The following is a 16,302-nucleotide window of genomic DNA, read 5'->3' on the forward strand; positions in this document are numbered from 1 at the left end:
ACGAGGTTATGTCCGCGACTGCACTATTCGGAAATTACGCAAGATCGAAACTGGCTTTCGATCATGGGGAAGGTGTCTGGCTGGTAACGACTGACGGCCGACGATTCCTCGATTGCGGTTCCGGCATCGCGGTCAACGCACTCGGTCATGCTCATCCGCATCTGGTCAAGGCATTGCAGGATCAGGCCGCCAAGCTGTGGCATACGTCCAACCTGCACCAGATGCCCGACGGTGAGCGGCTGGCGCAGCGTTTGTGTGCGGAAACCTTTGCCGACAAGGTGCTCTTCGTGAATTCGGGCGCCGAGGCGATGGAAGCCGCCATCAAATGCGCGCGCCGCTATCATTATGACAATGGCGACCCCGAGCGGTTTCACATCATCACCTTCGAAGGCGCCTTCCACGGCCGGACCATCGCGACCATCGCAGCGGGCGGCCAGGCGAAGTATCTTGAAGGCTTCGGTCCGAAGGCGCCCGGTTTCGATCAGGTGCCCGCCGGCGATCTGGACGCTTTGAAAGCCGCTATCGGTCCGCAGACGGCGGCGATTGCCATCGAGCCGATACAGGGTGAGGGCGGTATCCGCGAGATTCCCGCCGACTTCCTGCGCGCGCTGCGCAAGATCTGCGACGATAACGGCATTCTGCTGATCTTCGACGAAATCCAGACTGGCGTCGGACGGACCGGCAAGCTGTTCGCTCATCAGTGGGCGGGGGTTGAGCCGGACCTGATGGCGATTGCCAAGGGGATCGGCGGCGGGTTCCCGATGGGCGCATGCCTGGCAACCGAGGAAGCGGCTGCAGCCCTTTCGCCAGGAACCCACGGCACCACCTTTGGCGGCAATCCGCTGGCCATGGCGGTGGGCAACGCCGTCCTGGACGTCGTCCTGGATGAAGGCTTTCTGGAAGGTGTTCGCCAGAAAGGGCTCAGCTTCAAGCAGAAGCTGGCCGGGCTGGTGGATGGACATCCGGACGTGCTGGCGGAAGTGCGTGGTACTGGCCTGATACTCGGCCTGAAATGCGTGGTGCCGGTGGCTGATTATGTGCTGGCGGCCCGTGAAGCGGGTCTCCTGGCAGTGCCTGCCGGCGACAATGTGGTGCGCATCATGCCGCCACTGACCATGAGCGAAGATGAAATTTCCATTGCTGTCGAGCGCCTGGAGCAGGCTGCCGTCGCCGTGGAAGCGAAATTGGCGGAAGGAGCGGCCTGATGACCGCAAATGGAACCTACCGGAACTTTCTGGATCTGACGGATTTCGAAGGCGACGAACTGCGCGCCATCCTGGACATCAGCCGGAAGATCAAGTCGAGCCGAAACGGCGTGAATCGCGGCCAGGGGCCGCTGGCTGGCAAGGTGCTTGCCATGATCTTCGAACAGCCGTCGACCCGCACGCGCATTTCCTTCGATGTCGGCATGCGCGAGCTTGGCGGCGAGACGCTGATGCTGACCGGCACGGAAATGCAGCTCGGTCGCGGTGAGACCATTGCCGATACGGCACGGGTGCTGTCCCGTTTCGTCGACGCGATCATGATCCGTATCCTCGATCACAACGAACTGCGTGAACTCGCGGAAAATGCGACAGTGCCGGTGATCAATGGCCTGACAAAGATCTCGCATCCTTGCCAGATCATGGCCGACCTGTTGACCTTCGAAGAGCATCGCGGTTCGATCAAGGGCAAGAGTGTTGCCTGGACCGGAGACAGCAACAACGTGCTGGCTTCCTGGATTCACGCCGCACCGCGCTTTGATTTCGAATTGCGCATCGCGACGCCGGGCGAGTTGGCGCCGCCGATGGACCTGATCGAGACCGCCCGCGCCAAGGGTGGTTCCATTCAGGTCACAACGGACCCATATGAGGCGGTCAAGGGGACCGACTGTGTCGTGACCGACTGCTGGGTGTCCATGGGGGATGACGACGCGGAATCGCGTCACAATCTTCTCAGCGCCTATCAGGTCAACAAGCGCCTGATGGCTGAGGCAAACCAGGACGCCCTGTTCATGCATTGCCTGCCGGCTCACCGGGGTGAGGAAGTTACCTCGGACGTCATGGACGGTCCCAACTCCGTTGTGTTTGACGAAGCCGAAAACCGGCTCCATGCCCAAAAGGGCATTCTGGCCTGGTGCTTCGGCGCAGCATAAGGCAAGCCAAGTGGCACTTAATCTTGATGAACTGGGCATTACGCCTGCAGGGCTGGACGCTGTCCGGCCCTTTGCCGTGGAAGGGCTCGATGTGCGCGGCCGTGCGGTCGCGCTTGGTCCTGTCCTGGAAAAAATTCTGGACCGCCATGCCTATCCGGAGCCGGTCTCGCGCCTGCTGGCGGAAGCGATTGTCCTGACCAGCCTTTTGGGCACGTCGCTGAAATTCGACGGTCGTTTCACGCTGCAAACGCAGACGGACGGGCCGGTCTCCATGCTGGTGGTCGACTTCAGGTCTCCGGACGCGATCCGCGCCTGCGCCACCTTCGATACCGGCGACGTCGAGGCCCTGATGGCCGATGGCAACGCGACGCAGGAAGCGCTTCTGGGGCATGGACATCTGGCGATGACCATCGACCAGGGCCCGCATATGCAGCGCTACCAGGGTCTGGTGGAGCTGGGTGGTGTGTCGCTGGAGGAAGTGGCACGGCGCTACTTCGAGCGGTCAGAGCAGATCCCGACCGAAGTTCGTCTTGGGGTCGGTGAACTGTTCACCCGCCAGGAAGGCGAAGGTCATGCGAAAACCTGGACCGCCGGCGGTATCCTGATCCAGTTCCTGCCAGAGGCACCGGAACGGATGCGTCAGGCCGATATAGATCCGGGCGACGCCCCGGAAGGCACGCGTCCGCATGAGATTGACGAGGACGACGCCTGGGTGGAAGCCAAGGTGTTGGTCGAGACGGTCAAGGATGTGGAACTGACCGATCCGGAAGTCAGCGTGGAAATGCTGCTCTTCCGCCTCTTCCACGAACGGGGCGTCCGCCTCTTCGAACCGCAGCCGCTGGCCGACAAGTGCAGCTGCTCGCGCGAGAAGATCGAAAACGTGCTCGCTGGCTTCAGTCAGGAGGATGTCGACCACATGACGGTGGACGGCAAGATCATCGTCACCTGCGAATTCTGCAGCGCCCGCTACGAATTCGACGGCAAGCCGGGTCAGTAAACCGGGACGAAGGCACATTGAAGAAAGCCCGGATCGGAAACGGTCCGGGCTTTTGTCTGTTTTTCTGCCAAAACGGCCTCCTCGTGAGGAAGCGCAAAGATCAACTGCGGTAAGCCGTCATGTGAGCAGGCACCGGATCTGCGCTGCGCTTGTCCGGTTTAACCGCCTGGGGTGGGGGGAGCATCTCTTGGATGAGACAACGCGAATTTGCGGCTAACGGTGCTCATGTCCTTTGGACGCGTGGTCCCAGGACCCCGATTAGCAACAAAAATTGAGCTGTCCCACCCACATCTTCCTCCTCCTGAGGAAGCGCTTTAGCGCTGTCTCGAAGGATGGGCCGCTTGCGTAAAAGGTCACCACTCCTGCTTCCGGCAAGAGGTCATGTGGGTAGATAGCAAGGGCTGTGGTGGGCCTTAACGCGCCAACCCGTCCGCAAATGCCCTGACAGCCTCTGCAGCCAGCGCGATGTTGCCGTCGAGTGTTGCCGGAGACTTGCCGCGCGGGCCGAAGTCATGGTTGCCGTCTTCCAGATAGGACAGGCTGACATGAGCGGGCAGGGTGACCTCGTCAAGCTCTGCCTTGGAGCCGAAAGGATCCCTGTCGCCCTGCAGCACCAGAACCGGGCGCTTGGCGTCCTGCAGCGGCTGGAACCGCCACTCTGCGTCGGCCTTGCCGGTGGGATGGAAGGGGTAGCCGAAACAGGCTACACCCTTGACGCGCCCGGGCAGCGAGCCGCCGCCTGCCAGCATCGCGGCAACCCTGCCGCCCATCGATTTGCCGCCGATCAGCAACGGGCCGTCGGTTTCGCTCATGACGGACTGCAGGGCAGTCTGAAACTCGGCAATCAGCTTGTCGGCCCGTGGTGGCGGCTTTTTCGGGCCGCCAGTCCGGCGTCCGGCCATATAGGCAAATTCGAAGCGTGCCGCCGCAATGCCCTCGCGGGCGAGAGCCGCCGACAGCTTGTTCATGAAGGCCGAGTCCATGGCCGCACCGGCACCATGGGCCAGCAGCAGGGTTGCCATTGGGGGCGTTTCGGGGCGGGTCCAGAGAAAGTCGGTCATGATGATGTGATCTGTCGCAGCGGCAAGAAATGATATCAGGAGTATTGTTGTACCGCCCTATCGTGCCATCGGGACCGTGGCAAGCTGCATTAGTCAGGACGTTTCAAAAGACCCCATGTTTGACCAGATCGACATCAACCTGCTTCGCATGTCCTGTTTCGGCGGCATCTTTCTGATTATGGCGCTGCTGGAGGCCGGTCTGCCGCGGCGTCGCCTGAAAAGCAGCCGTTTGAAACGCTGGCCGACCAACTGGGGCATTGTCCTGCTTGATGCCCTGCTGGTGCGGCTGATCTTCCCCATGGGCGGCGTTGGCCTGGCACTGCTGGCACAGGAAAAGGGCTGGGGCCTTTTTGCGCTGCCCGGCTGGTCCGGCGTTCTGGCGGGTGTGATCACCTTTCTCGCGCTCGATCTGGCGGTGTGGTTTCAGCATCTGGTATCGCACAAGGTTCCGCTTTTCTGGCGCATTCACCGCACGCATCATGCCGATAGCGAGGTTGATGCAACGACGGCGCTGAGGTTCCACCCGATAGAAATTCTGCTGTCGTTCCTCTGGAAAGGGCTGGTCATCATCGCGCTCGGCGGCCCGGTCGAAGCGGTGTTGATCTTCGAGATCGTCCTCAACGCCTCGGCGGTTTTCAGCCATGCCAATGTCCGCTTGCCGCTTTGGCTGGACCGCCCGTTACGCTTTCTGATCGTCACCCCGGACATGCACCGCATCCATCATTCGGTGCTGCCGCATGAGACAGATTCCAACTACGGCTTCTATCTCGCCATCTGGGACCGTCTGTTCGGGACCTATGTTGAAGATCCGGAGCAGGGACACGAGACCATGGAAATCGGGCTCGGTGCCGCGCTCACGCCGCGTGCGCATTCGTTTCCCTTCAGTCTGGCAATCCCGTTCCTGAAAAATCCGGACCGTTCGAAAAAGGCAGATCTGAAGAAGAGCGCTGGCAAAAGCTGACACGCTGCCAGCCTGCCGGAAACAATCAGAAAAAGCTCATCGGGAAATAGCGCAGGTAAAGCTCGCGGTAGATACCCTTCTGATGAAGCTGGCGCAGGGCGTAGGTGAGGGCAGCGGCCCGTTCCGGGTCGTCCTGGCGCGTTGCAATGGCCATGCCCTCATCAAAGTAGCCGGGCTCCAGCCACGGCCCGCCGGCAAAGGCACAGCAGCCATCTGCGGCTTCGCTCGGCAGCCAGAAGGACAGGTTCAGACCATCGCCGAAAAGGGCGTCGGCCGAGCCACCTTTGACGGCCTCCCGGGTCGCCTCCACCGTCTCCAGACTGATAATCTCTGCCTCGGGAAAGAAGCGCTTGGCAAAGGCTTCGTATCGGGACCCGGCCTCGACGGCAATTCTCTTGCCGGTCAGGGCCTGTTCGTTGAAATCGGACGCGTTATAAGCCCGCACCACAAACCGTGCCGGCAGCTTCAGATAATCCTCGGTGAAGTTGAGGCCGCGCGTGGCGGGCAGGCTGCGCGACAGGCCCGAGATGATCGCGTCGCCTTCTTCCTCGTCCAACGCGGGCAGAAGAACCTCGAAGTCCTTGATGCGCAGAGCGCAGGAACTGCCCAGTTCCTGGCACAGCGCCCGGGCGAGATCCACATTGAAGCCGGTCAGCCGGCCATGCTGATCGCGGAAGACAAATGGCGGGTAGCCGTCGGTCGCCAGAAACTGGATCTTGTCCGGAATGGCATTCGGCCGGTCGTGGACGGCTTTGGGATCCCAGAAATTGGGAACGCGGACCGAAGGTTCCTGGGCGGAGGCCGACAGGGTGCCAAGCGCCAGAGTGCAGAGCGTCAGAGTGGCGAGTGTCCGGGAGCTGGGAGCCAGCAGCCCGGCGGCACGACGGCCAATAGTCTGAAGAAGTGGTAGTGAACGTGGCACGCGGACGTCTCGTTCCATATCAAGTCATGGTCGGCATACGCGCCGGGAATCGCAACAACAGGATATCGCGAACCTGCACTGCTTGTCAGCCCGCTCTTTGGCGTGCGCGGAGTACCGTCAGGTCTGCGGTTCCGGATCATAGGACCGCAGGACGACGATTGTGTCGAAGCCCTTGATTTCGTCTTCATAGAAATGAGCTTCGGTGAAGGTCGCATAGGCTTCCATGGAAGCGCATTGCACCGTCAGCACCAGATCGGCCGGGCCGGTGACGTGATAGACCTTCTTCACTTCCCGAAGCTTCCTCAACTTCTGCAGCAACTTTGCCATGCGCTCGGGCTGTCCGCGCGACAGCGCCAGCATCACGAGCAAGGTGACAGAGGCGCCGGTTGCCTCTGGCGACAGAACGGCCACCTCCCGCTCGATTGCTCCCACTTCCCGAAGGCGCTGAACCCTGCGCAGACAGGCAGCGGAAGACAGGCCGACTTTCTCCGACAGTTCCTTGCCGGTCTGGCGGGCATCGTGGCTGAGCAGATGCAAAAGCTGATGATCGAAATCGTCCAGATCCATGGAAAGGTCCCCTAAGGCATCGTTATGCGACATATTATCGGAGATTTTTAAATCTTGCGAGTTTGTCGCTTCAAGGCGAGACATTTGCGCACCGCTCGCGGTGGCTCTTTCTAAACTTGTTCCTGTCTCGTTGGAAAGGAGCAAACAGATGTCCGATCACCATGTATCACTGCACCTGACGCGCGTCCGCAGGACGGGTCTGGGAACCGCCGTCTTTCATTTTTTACTGAAGCGTCTGCGCCATCGGCGCGATATGGCTCATCTGGCAGATCTGCCTGACTATTTGCTGGAAGACGTCGGACTCAGCCGCTCGGTTGTCCGAAAACAGGCACAGGTACGGGAAACGCTCCGCTGATAGGGGTCGGGCGTTGCTGCAAATTTGGGAGATAGGATGAAGAGGTTTGGAGCGGGTGAGGGGAATCGAACCCCCGTCTTAAGCTTGGGAAGCTTCTGCTCTACCATTGAGCTACACCCGCCGAACCTGATGAGCTTTCTGCGCCGACTTGCCCGGCCTGTCAAGCGGGCTTCTTTGAGGGGCATATGCTTTTCCAAAGCGCGGCGATCTTGCGATGCAGCATTGAAATCGCCATGTTCTGGCCGTGCAGTGCGACACGCACGAAAAGCCATCAAACCGGGGCACATCAATGCGAAAACAGGTCAGGGCGCTGGTCACCTCACGCAACTGGGAAGCCTGGATCATCGGCGTCATCGTTCTGAATGCGGTAACGCTCGGTCTGGAGACGAGCCACACCGTCACGGCGGAGATCGGCGGTTTCCTGAAGCTGGTCGATCAGGCAATTCTGGGCATATTCGTCGTCGAGCTGATATTGCGCCTTTATGCCCATGGTCTGAAATTCTTCAAGGACCCGTGGAGCCTGTTCGATTTCACCATCGTGGCGATCTCACTGATGCCGGCAACGGGCAACCTCTCCGTTCTGCGGTCGCTGCGGATCCTTAGGGCCTTGCGCCTCATTTCCGTCGTACCGTCCCTGCGCCGCGTAATCGGCGGACTGGTGGCCGCTCTGCCGGGCATGGGCTCGATTGTCGTGCTGATGGCGCTGGTCTTCTATGTCTTCGCTGTCATGGCCACCAAGCTTTACGGCGAAGCCTTTCCCGAGTGGTTCGGGACACTTGGCGCTTCGCTCTACACACTGTTCCAGGTCATGACGTTGGAAAGCTGGTCCATGGGCATCGTGCGTCCTGTTATGGACGTCTACCCGTATTCCTGGCTGTTCTTCGTGCCCTTCATCCTGTGCACGGCCTTCACGGTGCTGAACCTGTTTATTGGTATCATCGTTTCCGCCATGCAGGAGGAGCACGAGGCCGAGGCCGACGCCAACCGGCAGGCCATCCATGTCGACACAGGTCTTATTCTGGAAGAGGTCAGGGCGCTCCGCAACGAGGTCAGGCAGCTTCAGACGCAGGTAGACGAGTCCCGGAAGTAAGACTGCGCGACTGTCTGAAGCCGAGGCAACAGCGTATGGACCGAGAGCGATTTATGATCTGATGCGGCGTCCCATGGCTGGACCATGGGACCCATGCCGTTCCGTCTCCCAAGCCACTTGTTTCTTTGTGGCCAAGGTCTCGAGAGGGATGCGGGATCAAGTCCGGCGATGACGACTGGAGAGGGTCCACACCCTAAAGCTCCGCCAGAACATCTTCCGGCCCCTCGACCGCCAGCGTCACACCGTCTTCGGTGTAATCCCGCGTGATCACCGTCAGGCGGAGGCTTTCGATCCGCCGTTCCAGCTCGGAGCTGGAGGCAAAGTCGGCGCTAACCGTTTTTGACAGGATCTTCTGAAATGGCACCAGATCGGCATTGTTGATGGCATCCTGGGTGGCGCCGGAATAGGCCCGCGCAAGGCCGCCGCCGCCGAGTTTGGTGCCACCGAAATAGCGCACGATCAGAACGGCGCAGTTGATCAGTTCGGCCCCTTGCAGCACCCGAAGTGTCGGCATGCCGGAAGTGCCTGCCGGTTCGCCGTCGTCCTTGCCGCTTTCATCAATCCGGTCATCATCCAGCAGTCGGCGGTGCGCCGTGACGATGTGGTTGGCCTTCTTGTGTTCCTTGCGCAGCTCTTCCAGCCGCTGGTCGAACATTTCCATCGGCACAAGATGCGCCAGGAAACGGGACTTCCGGTCTTCCAGAAAGCCTTCAAATTCACATGTGACGGTTTTCAGGGCCATAGGAGGGTCAGGCAGGTGCCCTGAAGTGTTTGGACAGCTTGAGCGCCTGGCCCTGATAGTTGGAGCCGATGCCTTCGCCGTAAAGCGTTGCCGGGCGCTCGGCCATGTGTTCATAGACCAGGCGGCCGATGGTCTGGCCGTGTTCCACAATGAAAGGCACATCGTGCGAGCGGACTTCCAGCACCGCGCGCGAGCCGACACCGCCGGCACCCGCATGGCCAAAGCCCGGGTCGAAGAAACCGGCATAATGGACGCGGAATTCGCCGACGAGCGGATCGAACGGCACCATTTCGGCGGCATAGTCCGGCGGCACATGCACCGCTTCCTGGCTCACCAGAATGTAAAAGGCGTCCGGATCGAGGATCAGTTCCGCCCGTTGGCGGCGATAGATCGGCTCCCAGAAATCCAGGACATCCTGCGCGCCCACGACATCCACATCGATCAGTCCGGAGTGCTGCTTCGCGCGGTAGCCGATCAGGCTGTTCGGGCCGGTCCCCTCAAGATCAATGGAAAGCTGCACACCGTTGCCGATACGCTCGTTGCCACCGCTCATCAAGGTGTGGGCCTTGTGGACTGCTTCCAGTTCAGCATCGGGAATGAGCGACTGGCCGCGCCGGAAGCGGATCTGACTGAGGCGGGACCCAGACCGAACGAGGATCGGGAAGGTCAGCGGCGAGATCTCCGCATAGAGCGGACCGGTATAGCCGGCCGGGATGGTGTCGAAGGCCAACCCGTTGTCGGTGATGACACGGGTGAAGACATCCAGGCGCCCGGTGGAGCTTTTCGGGTTGGCGGTCGCGGAAATATCCGGTGCCAGAGCAAGGCTTTCCTGAAGGGGCACGATGTAGACACAGCCGGTCTCAAGAACCGCGCCTTCGCTCAGGTCAACGGTGTGCAGTTTCATCTGCTCAAGCCGTGCCGCCACCTGGATCTCCGGTCCCGGTAGGAAGCTGGCTCGCACCCGGTAAGCCTCTTTGCCCAGACGCAGGTCAAGGCTGGCAGGCTGGATCTGTCCGGTGACTGGCGGTGCGTCCGCTGAAATCTCTCCGGCGGCGAACATGGCCTGGATTACCCGTTCCGGCAGAATGCCGTTTGCTGTGAGAATTGCGCTTCCGTTCAAGGCCTGACCTGCTGTGACGTTCATGAAGATATTCCGCAGTTTGCTGGTCTATGGTCATTAAAGGATCGGGCCGCCCACGCCAACAGGCATTCTGGCAGAACCGGGCTTTTGGGCTCAAAGGACGCAATACACAATTGACCTGTGTCCGATTATCCCGTAGGACAAGCTCACTTCGTGGTGATTTGGGCCGGCCGGCTTGCAGCCACGTTAAACAAGTTGCTAAAAAGGCCGGAGGTGAGAACCCCGGTCTTTAGGCTGGGGTTTTTTGCGTTTGGAGCGAATGAAAGACATGACTGAGACCACCAAGACCGGAAACAAGAACTGGCGCCCTGCAACCAATCTGGTTCATGGCGGCACCATGCGGTCACCGTTTGGTGAGACCTCGGAGACCATCTATCTGACCCAGGGCTTCACCTACAGCGGTGCGGAAGCTGCGGAGGCCAGGTTCAATGGCGAGGATCCGGGCTATGTCTATTCCCGCTACGCCAATCCGACCGTTACCATGTTCGAAGATCGCATCAAGGGTCTGGAAGGGGCCGAGGCCGCACGGGCAACCGCCAGCGGCATGGCAGCCGTCAACCTGGCGCTGATGGCGTCGGTCAGAGCCGGCGACCATGTGATTGCCGCCAAGGCGCTGTTCGGCTCCTGCCGCTATATCTGCGAAACCTTGCTGCCGCGCTTTGGTGTTGAAAGCACGCTGGTCGACGGAACGGACATCGAGCAGTGGAAGGCGGCCGTTCGGCCGAACACCAAGGCCCTGTTTCTGGAAAGCCCGACCAATCCGACGCTGGAAGTGATCGATATCGAAGCCGTGGCGCAGATCGCGAAGGAGGCCGGGGCTCGGCTGGTCGTCGATAACGTCTTTGCGACGCCGCTCTACCAATCGCCGCTACAGCTCGGCGCCGATGTGGTCGTCTATTCGGCCACCAAGCACATCGACGGCCAGGGTCGGTGTCTCGGCGGCGTGATCCTGTCGGATGAAGAGTGGATCAACGACGAGGTCATGCCCTTCGTCAAGCACACCGGTCCGCACATGAGCCCCTTCAGTGCATGGGTGCTGTTGAAGGGCCTCGAAACACTGCCGCTGCGCGTTGCGCGCCAGACGGAAACCGCCGGCATGATCGCCGATTACCTGGCGGGTCAGTCCAAGGTGACGCGGTTGATTTACCCGGGCCGGGACGATCATCCGCAGGCTGATGTTGCCAAGCGCCAGATGCGCGGCGGGTCCACGATGCTGGCGATGGAAATCGAAGGTGGCAAGGAAGCCGCCTTCCGGTTCACCAATGCGCTGGAGATCATCAAGATTTCCAACAATCTGGGCGACGCCAAGAGCCTGATCACCCACCCGGCAACGACCACGCATCAGTCAATCGGCGAGGAAGCCCGCGAAGAACTCGGTATCACCGACGGTATTCTGCGGCTATCGATCGGCCTGGAAGATCCGCAGGACCTGCTGGAAGATGTGGAAAAGGCGCTTCAGGCGATCTAACGGCCTGTCTGCCGCAGGGCCCGGACGCCAATGAGCACCCGGGCCCCGGCGGACAGGAAGCAAACCGCTGCAAAGCCATAGGCGAGCACCGGAAACCAGTCAGGCATCAGGGCCATCAGCAGAAACAGCGCGATGGTTTCGGTGCCCTCGGCAAGGCCACCGATGTAATAGAGCGATTTGGCTCCTTGAGCGTCGGTGGTCAGCTTGTTCTTCTCCGCCATGATGGCAAAAGCCAGAAAGGCCGAGCCGTTGGCGTAGAAGCTGGCAAGAAGCGCCGCGGCCGCGAGGGCATTGCTGGCCGGGTCCTGCACGGCAAAGGCAAGGGGAATGGCGCTGTAGAAAAAGAAATCCAGCGTGATGTCGAGATAGCCACCAAGATCCGTTTTGGCAGTGGCGCGGGCCAGCGCACCATCGAGACCGTCGGCAAAACGGTTGACCGCGATCAGGAAAAAACCGACCAGAGTGTACCCGGTCGAGATTGCAACGGCTGCCGCCATGCCGATGGCAAAACCGGCAAGGGTCACGCTGTTGGCCTTGAGCCCCGTGCCGGCAAGGTATTGTCCCAGCCGGTTCAACGGCGGGTCGATCAGCGGGCGCAGGCAGGCATCGAACATGAAAAGGTCACTGTGTTTGGACTGACAGATCGTGTTCTTGCAAAATCCAGCATCAAATCACAAGCAATTCCAGCCTCAGATGCCACAACCCTCTTTCACGCTTGCGTCATTCGCCCTATAAGCGCGTCCTGAATGAGCGGGTGCCCCCCGTGGACGTCGCTTCGGACCGGTCTATTTCAAGGTTCGCAGTTCAGAAATTAAGGAAAAGCCGTGTCTGGCAGTTACACCGCCATCACCCAAGGGATCGAAGTCTCTGTCGAGCCGTTTTACATGGACGATGAATCGCGTCCCGAAGCGAGCGAGTACATCTGGGCGTATATGGTGGAGATCCACAACGGTGGCAGCGAGCCGGTGCAACTGAAAACGCGGTACTGGCAGATCACCGACGCTCTGGGGCGCCAGGAAGAGGTCAGCGGAGAGGGCGTCGTCGGCGAACAGCCGGTGATAGAACCCGGTGAAACCTACGAATATTCGTCTCACTGCCCGCTTTCGACCGACAGCGGCATCATGGCCGGGTCCTATTCGATGGAACGTCCGGACGGCTCCCTGTTCGATGTCGTCATTCCCGCGTTCTCGCTCGACCTGCCGGACGCGATCCACAGTCTGAACTGAGGCTCGTGGGCCCGGTCAGATGCCGGCAAGGCCGCCGCTTCGGCGGATAGTGCAGGCTCATTTGCGCTCCGATTGCCTGATTGCCCATGTTTCGTCTCCGCAATGAGGGACCGAAAACAACAAGGTTTCAATTTGAACGATCTGGCGAAGTTGAACGGCGATGTGCCGTTGCTGCCTGTTCCTTGATCCAGAGGGTTATTGTGTCCAGTGCGCCCGGCGCGTAGGCACGGCGCCCCAGCACCATAAACAAGGCCTTCGCCCAGGAAGGCATTTGCCCCTCGAGCTGGTAGTTGAAGGCTTCCGCCCGAAGCAGTGCATGTGTTGCGTGCGGGACGACCACGAAGCGGTTGGCGGGGTTGCCAGCTTCGAGGGTCTTTCGATAAACGGCGGAATTGAAATCGGGATCGACATTGAGGTCTTCGCCGCCATGCACAGTCAGAACAGGGGCGGATATGTGTGTCAGGCTAGAACTGGAATCGGCCGCCGCATTCCGGTGAGCGAATGCGAAGCGGTCTTCCGGCATCGGAACCTTGTCCATGCCGCTGTCGAGATAGTCCTGATAGGAAAAATCCCGGTCGAGAAATCTTTGCCCATCCCTCGCGTTCTCGGCGACGGCTTGATCGATCTCCTTGAGATCGGTGCCTGTACGTTCCAGCCTGCGCCGGGTATGATAGCCTGCCTGCCTTAACCAGTTGACCGCGCCGCCGACAATCACGAAGAAATCGGCCTGTGCAGGCTCTTCCGCCAGAATTGGCAATACCCAACCAGCTTGGGAAAAGCCGAGAAACCCGGCGGGAGACATTCGCAATTCAGGCTGTTCTTTTGCTGCAGCAAGGGCCGTTGCTGCGAGGCGAGCCCTGTCAGCCATCGAAAAGGACAGCCAGTTGCCTTCGCTCTCGCCAACCCCCGGTTTGTCCCAGGAATAGAGGGCAAACCCGCTGTCCAGGAGGCTGCTGACAAGAGGCAGGTAGCCACCGCCGGAGTACCTGTCGGCAGGGCCATCCCCATGAACGAGCAGAACCAGGGGCGGCGGATCAGGCTTCGTGTTTTCGGGGGGCGGCAGATGCAATGTGCCTGAAACGGAATATCCGTCGAAGGAAAAGACAATCGGCCGCGTCTCGTATTCAGAAAGCTCGAAATCCTGAAGGCCCAGGAAAACCAGGAAAACACCCGCCAGGACGGCAATGGATGCCGCCCCGACCCAGGCGAGGGCCTTCGATGCTTTCAAATACCTGCTCCGAGCGGATCAGATGGTCCGGTGACGGGCAATCGCGCCGCGTTCGATGGCAGCCACGGTCAGCTTGTCGAGTTTGAAGCGGTCACGCAGAAGCTGCAGGATGCGCAATTCTTCCTTCTCGACGTGGAGATCGGCAGCCGCCACTTCAACCGCCAGGGCATAGGCCGTGTCGTAAAGCTTTGTCGGAAGCACGTCGCCGACCAGTTCCAGCACCAGATGAAGGCCGTTGTCTTCCTGCAGGATGTCACCACAGCGCTGGGCGGCCGGGATGATCCGGTTGTCGTCGTAGCCACTGAAGACGGGCAGCATCTTGATCATGTCGCCGATGGTGGCCAGTTCGTTGTCGGTCATCTGATTGTCCGACGCCGAGACGATAACCATCACGTAAATGAGGGCTTCCTGTACGCTGATCGGCTCGTTCATAGACACTATTCTTTCTCCCGTAGCACCAAAAGACGGAAACATCTTCTTGATCGTGCGCCCGATGTAGCGGGTTGGGAGACAAGCTTCAAGTCACCGCTGCAAGACAATCTGATGGCCGCCGCAGCCTGCTTTTCCAGCCGGGATAACGTTGGAGAGGGAAAGAGTGCTCAAAGGTCCCGGTTACCGTCAACTTAGCTGGGATCATGCGATTGCACACAGAGGCGTGTTGATCTAGTGTCGCGCCGCAGCAACCAGCCGAAAATACCAAAAACCGGCTTGTTGCGTTCCATCCATTCTCTTGAACAGAACGACTATAAAAATGACCGAACAATCCCTGCCTCCGCTTGACCTTTCGCAAGAGTTTGTCGAGGCGGCCACGAAATCGAAAGCGTGGCCGTTTGAAGAAGCGCGAAAACTGGTCAAACGGATCGAGAAAAAGGGATCGGACAAGCCGGTTCTGTTCGAGACGGGTTACGGCCCGTCAGGGCTGCCGCATATAGGCACCTTCGGCGAAGTTCTGCGGACCACCATGGTGCGTACCGCCTTCCGCCTGCTGACCGAAGACAAGATCCCGACCCGGCTGCTGTGCTTCTCCGACGATATGGACGGCATGCGCAAGATTCCGGAAAACGTGCCGGATCGTGCAGCGCTCGAACCCTATCTCCAGATGCCCCTGACGGCGGTGCCGAACCCGTTTGGCGGCGACTTCGACAGTTTTGCTGCCCATAACAACGCCATGCTGCGCCGGTTCCTGGACACCTTCGGCTTCGACTACGAGTTTGCCAGCGCGACGGAATATTACAAGGCGGGCAAGTTCGACGAAGTGCTCATCCGCGCCACCGAAAAGTACCAGAAGATCATGGACGTGATGTTGCCGACCCTTGGGGCGGAACGTCAGGCAACCTATTCGCCGTTCCTGCCGATCTCGCCGACGTCGGGCCGTGTGCTCTATGTGCCGATGAAGGACGTCAATCCGAAGGACGGCACCATTACCTTTGCTGATGAGACTGGCGAAGACATCACTCTGCCGGTTACCGGTGGCAAGGTAAAGCTGCAGTGGAAGCCCGACTTCGGCATGCGCTGGGCCGCGCTTGATGTCGACTTCGAGATGTTCGGCAAGGATCACATGACCAATGCGCCGATCTACGACAAGATCTGCAACATCCTGGGCGGCTCTGCTCCGGAACACTTCGTCTACGAGTTGTTCCTGGACGAGAAGGGCGAGAAGATTTCCAAGTCCAAGGGCAATGGTCTGACCATCGACGAATGGCTGACCTATGCCGCACCGGAAAGCCTTGCGCTCTACAATTTCCAGAAGCCGAAGACGGCCAAGAAGCTCTATTTCGACGTCATCCCGAAGGCGGTGGACGAATATTACACCTTCGTCCAGAAATACGAGCAGATGCCGGTGGAGCAGAAGCTGCAGAACCCGGCCTGGCACATCCATTCGGGCAATATCCCGAAGATCGACATGCCGGTGCCTTTCGCCATGCTGCTCAACCTCGTGTCCGCCTCCAATGCGGAAAACAAGGACGTGCTGTGGGCGTTCATCTCCCGCTATGCACCGGGCGTCACGGCATCGACCCATCCGGAACTGGATGCGCTTGTCGGCTATGCGATCCGCTACTTCGACGATTTCGTCAAACCGACCAAGTCGTTCAAGGTGCCGGACGATGTCGAGCGCACTGCGCTGGAAAAGCTGGACGAAACCCTGGCAGCCCTGCCGGCCGATGCGGATGGCGCTGCCATCCAGGATGCGGTTCTGGACGTCGCACGATCCATTGAGCGCTATCAGGACCCGTCGAAAAAGGGGCCGGACGGCGGCCCCGGCGTGTCGGTCGTCTGGTTCTCAGCGCTTTATCAGTTGCTGCTGGGTCAGGAAAAGGGGCCTCGTTTCGGATCCTTCGTCGCTCTTTACGGCATTGCCGAAACACGCGAGATGATCCGCAAGGCGCTGGCTGGCGAACTGACGGCCTGA

The 16,302-nt window shown here is 60.0% G+C and carries 17 protein-coding genes, 1 tRNA gene and 1 riboswitch; of the genes, 9 read left to right on the top strand and 9 right to left on the bottom strand.

The annotated features are described in order from the left end of the window. The first annotated feature begins 8 nt into the window (after positions 1-8). Genes AC2A6O_RS17580 through AC2A6O_RS17590 form a run of 3 tightly spaced genes read left to right on the top strand, consistent with a single transcriptional unit; the run spans position 9 to position 3,131 of the window. Positions 9-1,205 (top strand): aspartate aminotransferase family protein, encoded by a 1,197-nt coding sequence (locus AC2A6O_RS17580; protein ID WP_498929007.1) that lies wholly within the window; start codon positions 9-11, stop codon positions 1,203-1,205. Further along, entirely contained in the window at positions 1,205-2,134 is a 930-nt protein-coding gene (argF, locus tag AC2A6O_RS17585) for an ornithine carbamoyltransferase (RefSeq protein ID WP_498929009.1), read from the top strand. Before AC2A6O_RS17580 ends, argF begins: the two co-directional genes overlap by 1 nt. 10 nt (positions 2,135-2,144) lie before the next feature. Continuing rightward, positions 2,145-3,131 (top strand): Hsp33 family molecular chaperone, encoded by a 987-nt coding sequence (locus AC2A6O_RS17590; RefSeq protein WP_498929011.1) that lies wholly within the window; start codon positions 2,145-2,147, stop codon positions 3,129-3,131. A 413-nt stretch (positions 3,132-3,544) separates the two neighbouring features. Here the strand turns inward: AC2A6O_RS17590 and AC2A6O_RS17595 are convergent, their stop codons facing one another. Continuing rightward, on the bottom strand, positions 3,545-4,192 hold the full coding sequence (locus AC2A6O_RS17595) for an alpha/beta family hydrolase (protein WP_498929013.1): 648 nt from the start codon (positions 4,190-4,192) through the stop codon (positions 3,545-3,547). Positions 4,193-4,307: 115 nt separating this feature from the next. Between AC2A6O_RS17595 and AC2A6O_RS17600 the strand changes: the two genes are divergently transcribed. Further along, the gene (locus AC2A6O_RS17600; protein ID WP_498929015.1) at positions 4,308-5,153 is read left to right on the top strand and encodes a sterol desaturase family protein; all 846 of its coding nucleotides are present in this window, start codon (positions 4,308-4,310) and stop codon (positions 5,151-5,153) included. Between the two features lie 25 nt (positions 5,154-5,178). Here the strand turns inward: AC2A6O_RS17600 and AC2A6O_RS17605 are convergent, their stop codons facing one another. Further along, entirely contained in the window at positions 5,179-6,075 is an 897-nt protein-coding gene (locus AC2A6O_RS17605) for a transporter substrate-binding domain-containing protein (RefSeq protein ID WP_498929017.1), read from the bottom strand. A 117-nt stretch (positions 6,076-6,192) separates the two neighbouring features. Next, entirely contained in the window at positions 6,193-6,642 is a 450-nt protein-coding gene (locus AC2A6O_RS17610) for an Lrp/AsnC family transcriptional regulator (protein ID WP_498929020.1), read from the bottom strand. Between the two features lie 148 nt (positions 6,643-6,790). On the opposite strand from AC2A6O_RS17610, the gene AC2A6O_RS17615 reads away from it, so the two are divergent. After that, positions 6,791-6,997: a YjiS-like domain-containing protein gene (locus AC2A6O_RS17615; RefSeq protein ID WP_148584922.1), complete on the top strand. Its 207-nt coding sequence runs from the start codon at positions 6,791-6,793 to the stop codon at positions 6,995-6,997. A gap of 47 nt (positions 6,998-7,044) precedes the next feature. On the opposite strand, the gene AC2A6O_RS17620 is transcribed toward AC2A6O_RS17615, so the two are convergent. After that, positions 7,045-7,118, bottom strand: a tRNA-Gly gene (locus tag AC2A6O_RS17620). Between the two features lie 168 nt (positions 7,119-7,286). Here AC2A6O_RS17620 and AC2A6O_RS17625 point away from each other — a divergent pair. Beyond that, positions 7,287-8,087, top strand: a complete 801-nt coding sequence (locus AC2A6O_RS17625; protein WP_498929022.1) for an ion transporter — start codon at positions 7,287-7,289, stop codon at positions 8,085-8,087. A gap of 193 nt (positions 8,088-8,280) precedes the next feature. Here AC2A6O_RS17625 and AC2A6O_RS17630 read toward each other — a convergent pair whose 3' ends face one another. Continuing rightward, the gene (locus AC2A6O_RS17630; protein ID WP_498929024.1) at positions 8,281-8,829 is read right to left on the bottom strand and encodes a YigZ family protein; all 549 of its coding nucleotides are present in this window, start codon (positions 8,827-8,829) and stop codon (positions 8,281-8,283) included. Between the two features lie 7 nt (positions 8,830-8,836). Next, a complete protein-coding gene (locus tag AC2A6O_RS17635; RefSeq protein WP_148584916.1) occupies positions 8,837-9,973 on the bottom strand; it encodes a 2'-deoxycytidine 5'-triphosphate deaminase in 1,137 nt (378 codons plus the stop codon). A 140-nt stretch (positions 9,974-10,113) separates the two neighbouring features. Continuing rightward, positions 10,114-10,193: riboswitch (SAM riboswitch) on the top strand. A gap of 36 nt (positions 10,194-10,229) precedes the next feature. On the opposite strand from AC2A6O_RS17635, the gene AC2A6O_RS17640 reads away from it, so the two are divergent. Further along, positions 10,230-11,438 (top strand): O-succinylhomoserine sulfhydrylase, encoded by a 1,209-nt coding sequence (locus AC2A6O_RS17640; RefSeq protein WP_498929026.1) that lies wholly within the window; start codon positions 10,230-10,232, stop codon positions 11,436-11,438. Here the strand turns inward: AC2A6O_RS17640 and AC2A6O_RS17645 are convergent. After that, positions 11,435-12,052 carry a CDP-alcohol phosphatidyltransferase family protein gene (locus AC2A6O_RS17645; RefSeq protein ID WP_498929028.1) on the bottom strand — a complete coding sequence of 206 codons (618 nt, stop codon included), beginning with the start codon at positions 12,050-12,052 and terminating at the stop codon, positions 11,435-11,437. The genes AC2A6O_RS17640 and AC2A6O_RS17645 overlap by 4 nt on opposite strands. 210 nt (positions 12,053-12,262) lie before the next feature. On the opposite strand from AC2A6O_RS17645, the gene apaG reads away from it, so the two are divergent. Continuing rightward, positions 12,263-12,664 (top strand): Co2+/Mg2+ efflux facilitator ApaG/CorD, encoded by a 402-nt coding sequence (apaG, locus tag AC2A6O_RS17650; RefSeq protein WP_498929030.1) that lies wholly within the window; start codon positions 12,263-12,265, stop codon positions 12,662-12,664. 127 nt (positions 12,665-12,791) lie between these two features. Here the strand turns inward: apaG and AC2A6O_RS17655 are convergent, their stop codons facing one another. Together AC2A6O_RS17655 and AC2A6O_RS17660 are read right to left on the bottom strand one after the other, a co-directional pair. Then, complete coding sequence (locus AC2A6O_RS17655; protein WP_498929032.1) at positions 12,792-13,892, bottom strand: alpha/beta hydrolase family protein; 1,101 nt, start codon at positions 13,890-13,892, stop codon at positions 12,792-12,794. An 18-nt stretch (positions 13,893-13,910) separates the two neighbouring features. Next, on the bottom strand, positions 13,911-14,324 hold the full coding sequence (locus AC2A6O_RS17660) for a tellurite resistance TerB family protein (protein WP_148585602.1): 414 nt from the start codon (positions 14,322-14,324) through the stop codon (positions 13,911-13,913). 319 nt (positions 14,325-14,643) lie between these two features. Between AC2A6O_RS17660 and AC2A6O_RS17665 the strand changes: the two genes are divergently transcribed. Continuing rightward, positions 14,644-16,302: a lysine--tRNA ligase gene (locus AC2A6O_RS17665; protein WP_498929034.1), complete on the top strand. Its 1,659-nt coding sequence runs from the start codon at positions 14,644-14,646 to the stop codon at positions 16,300-16,302.

Source organism: Labrenzia sp. ATLA3, assembly GCF_057180185.1.

Bases quoted from the DNA above. Each gene is read 5' to 3' on its own strand.
- AC2A6O_RS17660 (WP_148585602.1), bottom strand. From the start codon at position 14,324: ATGAACGAGCCGATCAGCGTACAGGAAGCCCTCATTTACGTGATGGTT.
- AC2A6O_RS17625 (WP_498929022.1), top strand. From the start codon at position 7,287: ATGCGAAAACAGGTCAGGGCGCTGGTCACCTCACGCAACTGGGAAGCC.
- AC2A6O_RS17580 (WP_498929007.1), top strand. From the start codon at position 9: ATGTCCGCGACTGCACTATTCGGAAATTACGCAAGATCGAAACTGGCT.
- AC2A6O_RS17665 (WP_498929034.1), top strand. From the start codon at position 14,644: ATGACCGAACAATCCCTGCCTCCGCTTGACCTTTCGCAAGAGTTTGTC.
- argF (WP_498929009.1), top strand. From the start codon at position 1,205: ATGACCGCAAATGGAACCTACCGGAACTTTCTGGATCTGACGGATTTC.
- AC2A6O_RS17600 (WP_498929015.1), top strand. From the start codon at position 4,308: ATGTTTGACCAGATCGACATCAACCTGCTTCGCATGTCCTGTTTCGGC.
- AC2A6O_RS17610 (WP_498929020.1), bottom strand. From the start codon at position 6,642: ATGGATCTGGACGATTTCGATCATCAGCTTTTGCATCTGCTCAGCCAC.
- AC2A6O_RS17635 (WP_148584916.1), bottom strand. From the start codon at position 9,973: ATGAACGTCACAGCAGGTCAGGCCTTGAACGGAAGCGCAATTCTCACA.
- AC2A6O_RS17595 (WP_498929013.1), bottom strand. From the start codon at position 4,192: ATGACCGACTTTCTCTGGACCCGCCCCGAAACGCCCCCAATGGCAACC.
- AC2A6O_RS17645 (WP_498929028.1), bottom strand. From the start codon at position 12,052: ATGTTCGATGCCTGCCTGCGCCCGCTGATCGACCCGCCGTTGAACCGG.
- AC2A6O_RS17615 (WP_148584922.1), top strand. From the start codon at position 6,791: ATGTCCGATCACCATGTATCACTGCACCTGACGCGCGTCCGCAGGACG.
- AC2A6O_RS17630 (WP_498929024.1), bottom strand. From the start codon at position 8,829: ATGGCCCTGAAAACCGTCACATGTGAATTTGAAGGCTTTCTGGAAGAC.
- AC2A6O_RS17640 (WP_498929026.1), top strand. From the start codon at position 10,230: ATGAAAGACATGACTGAGACCACCAAGACCGGAAACAAGAACTGGCGC.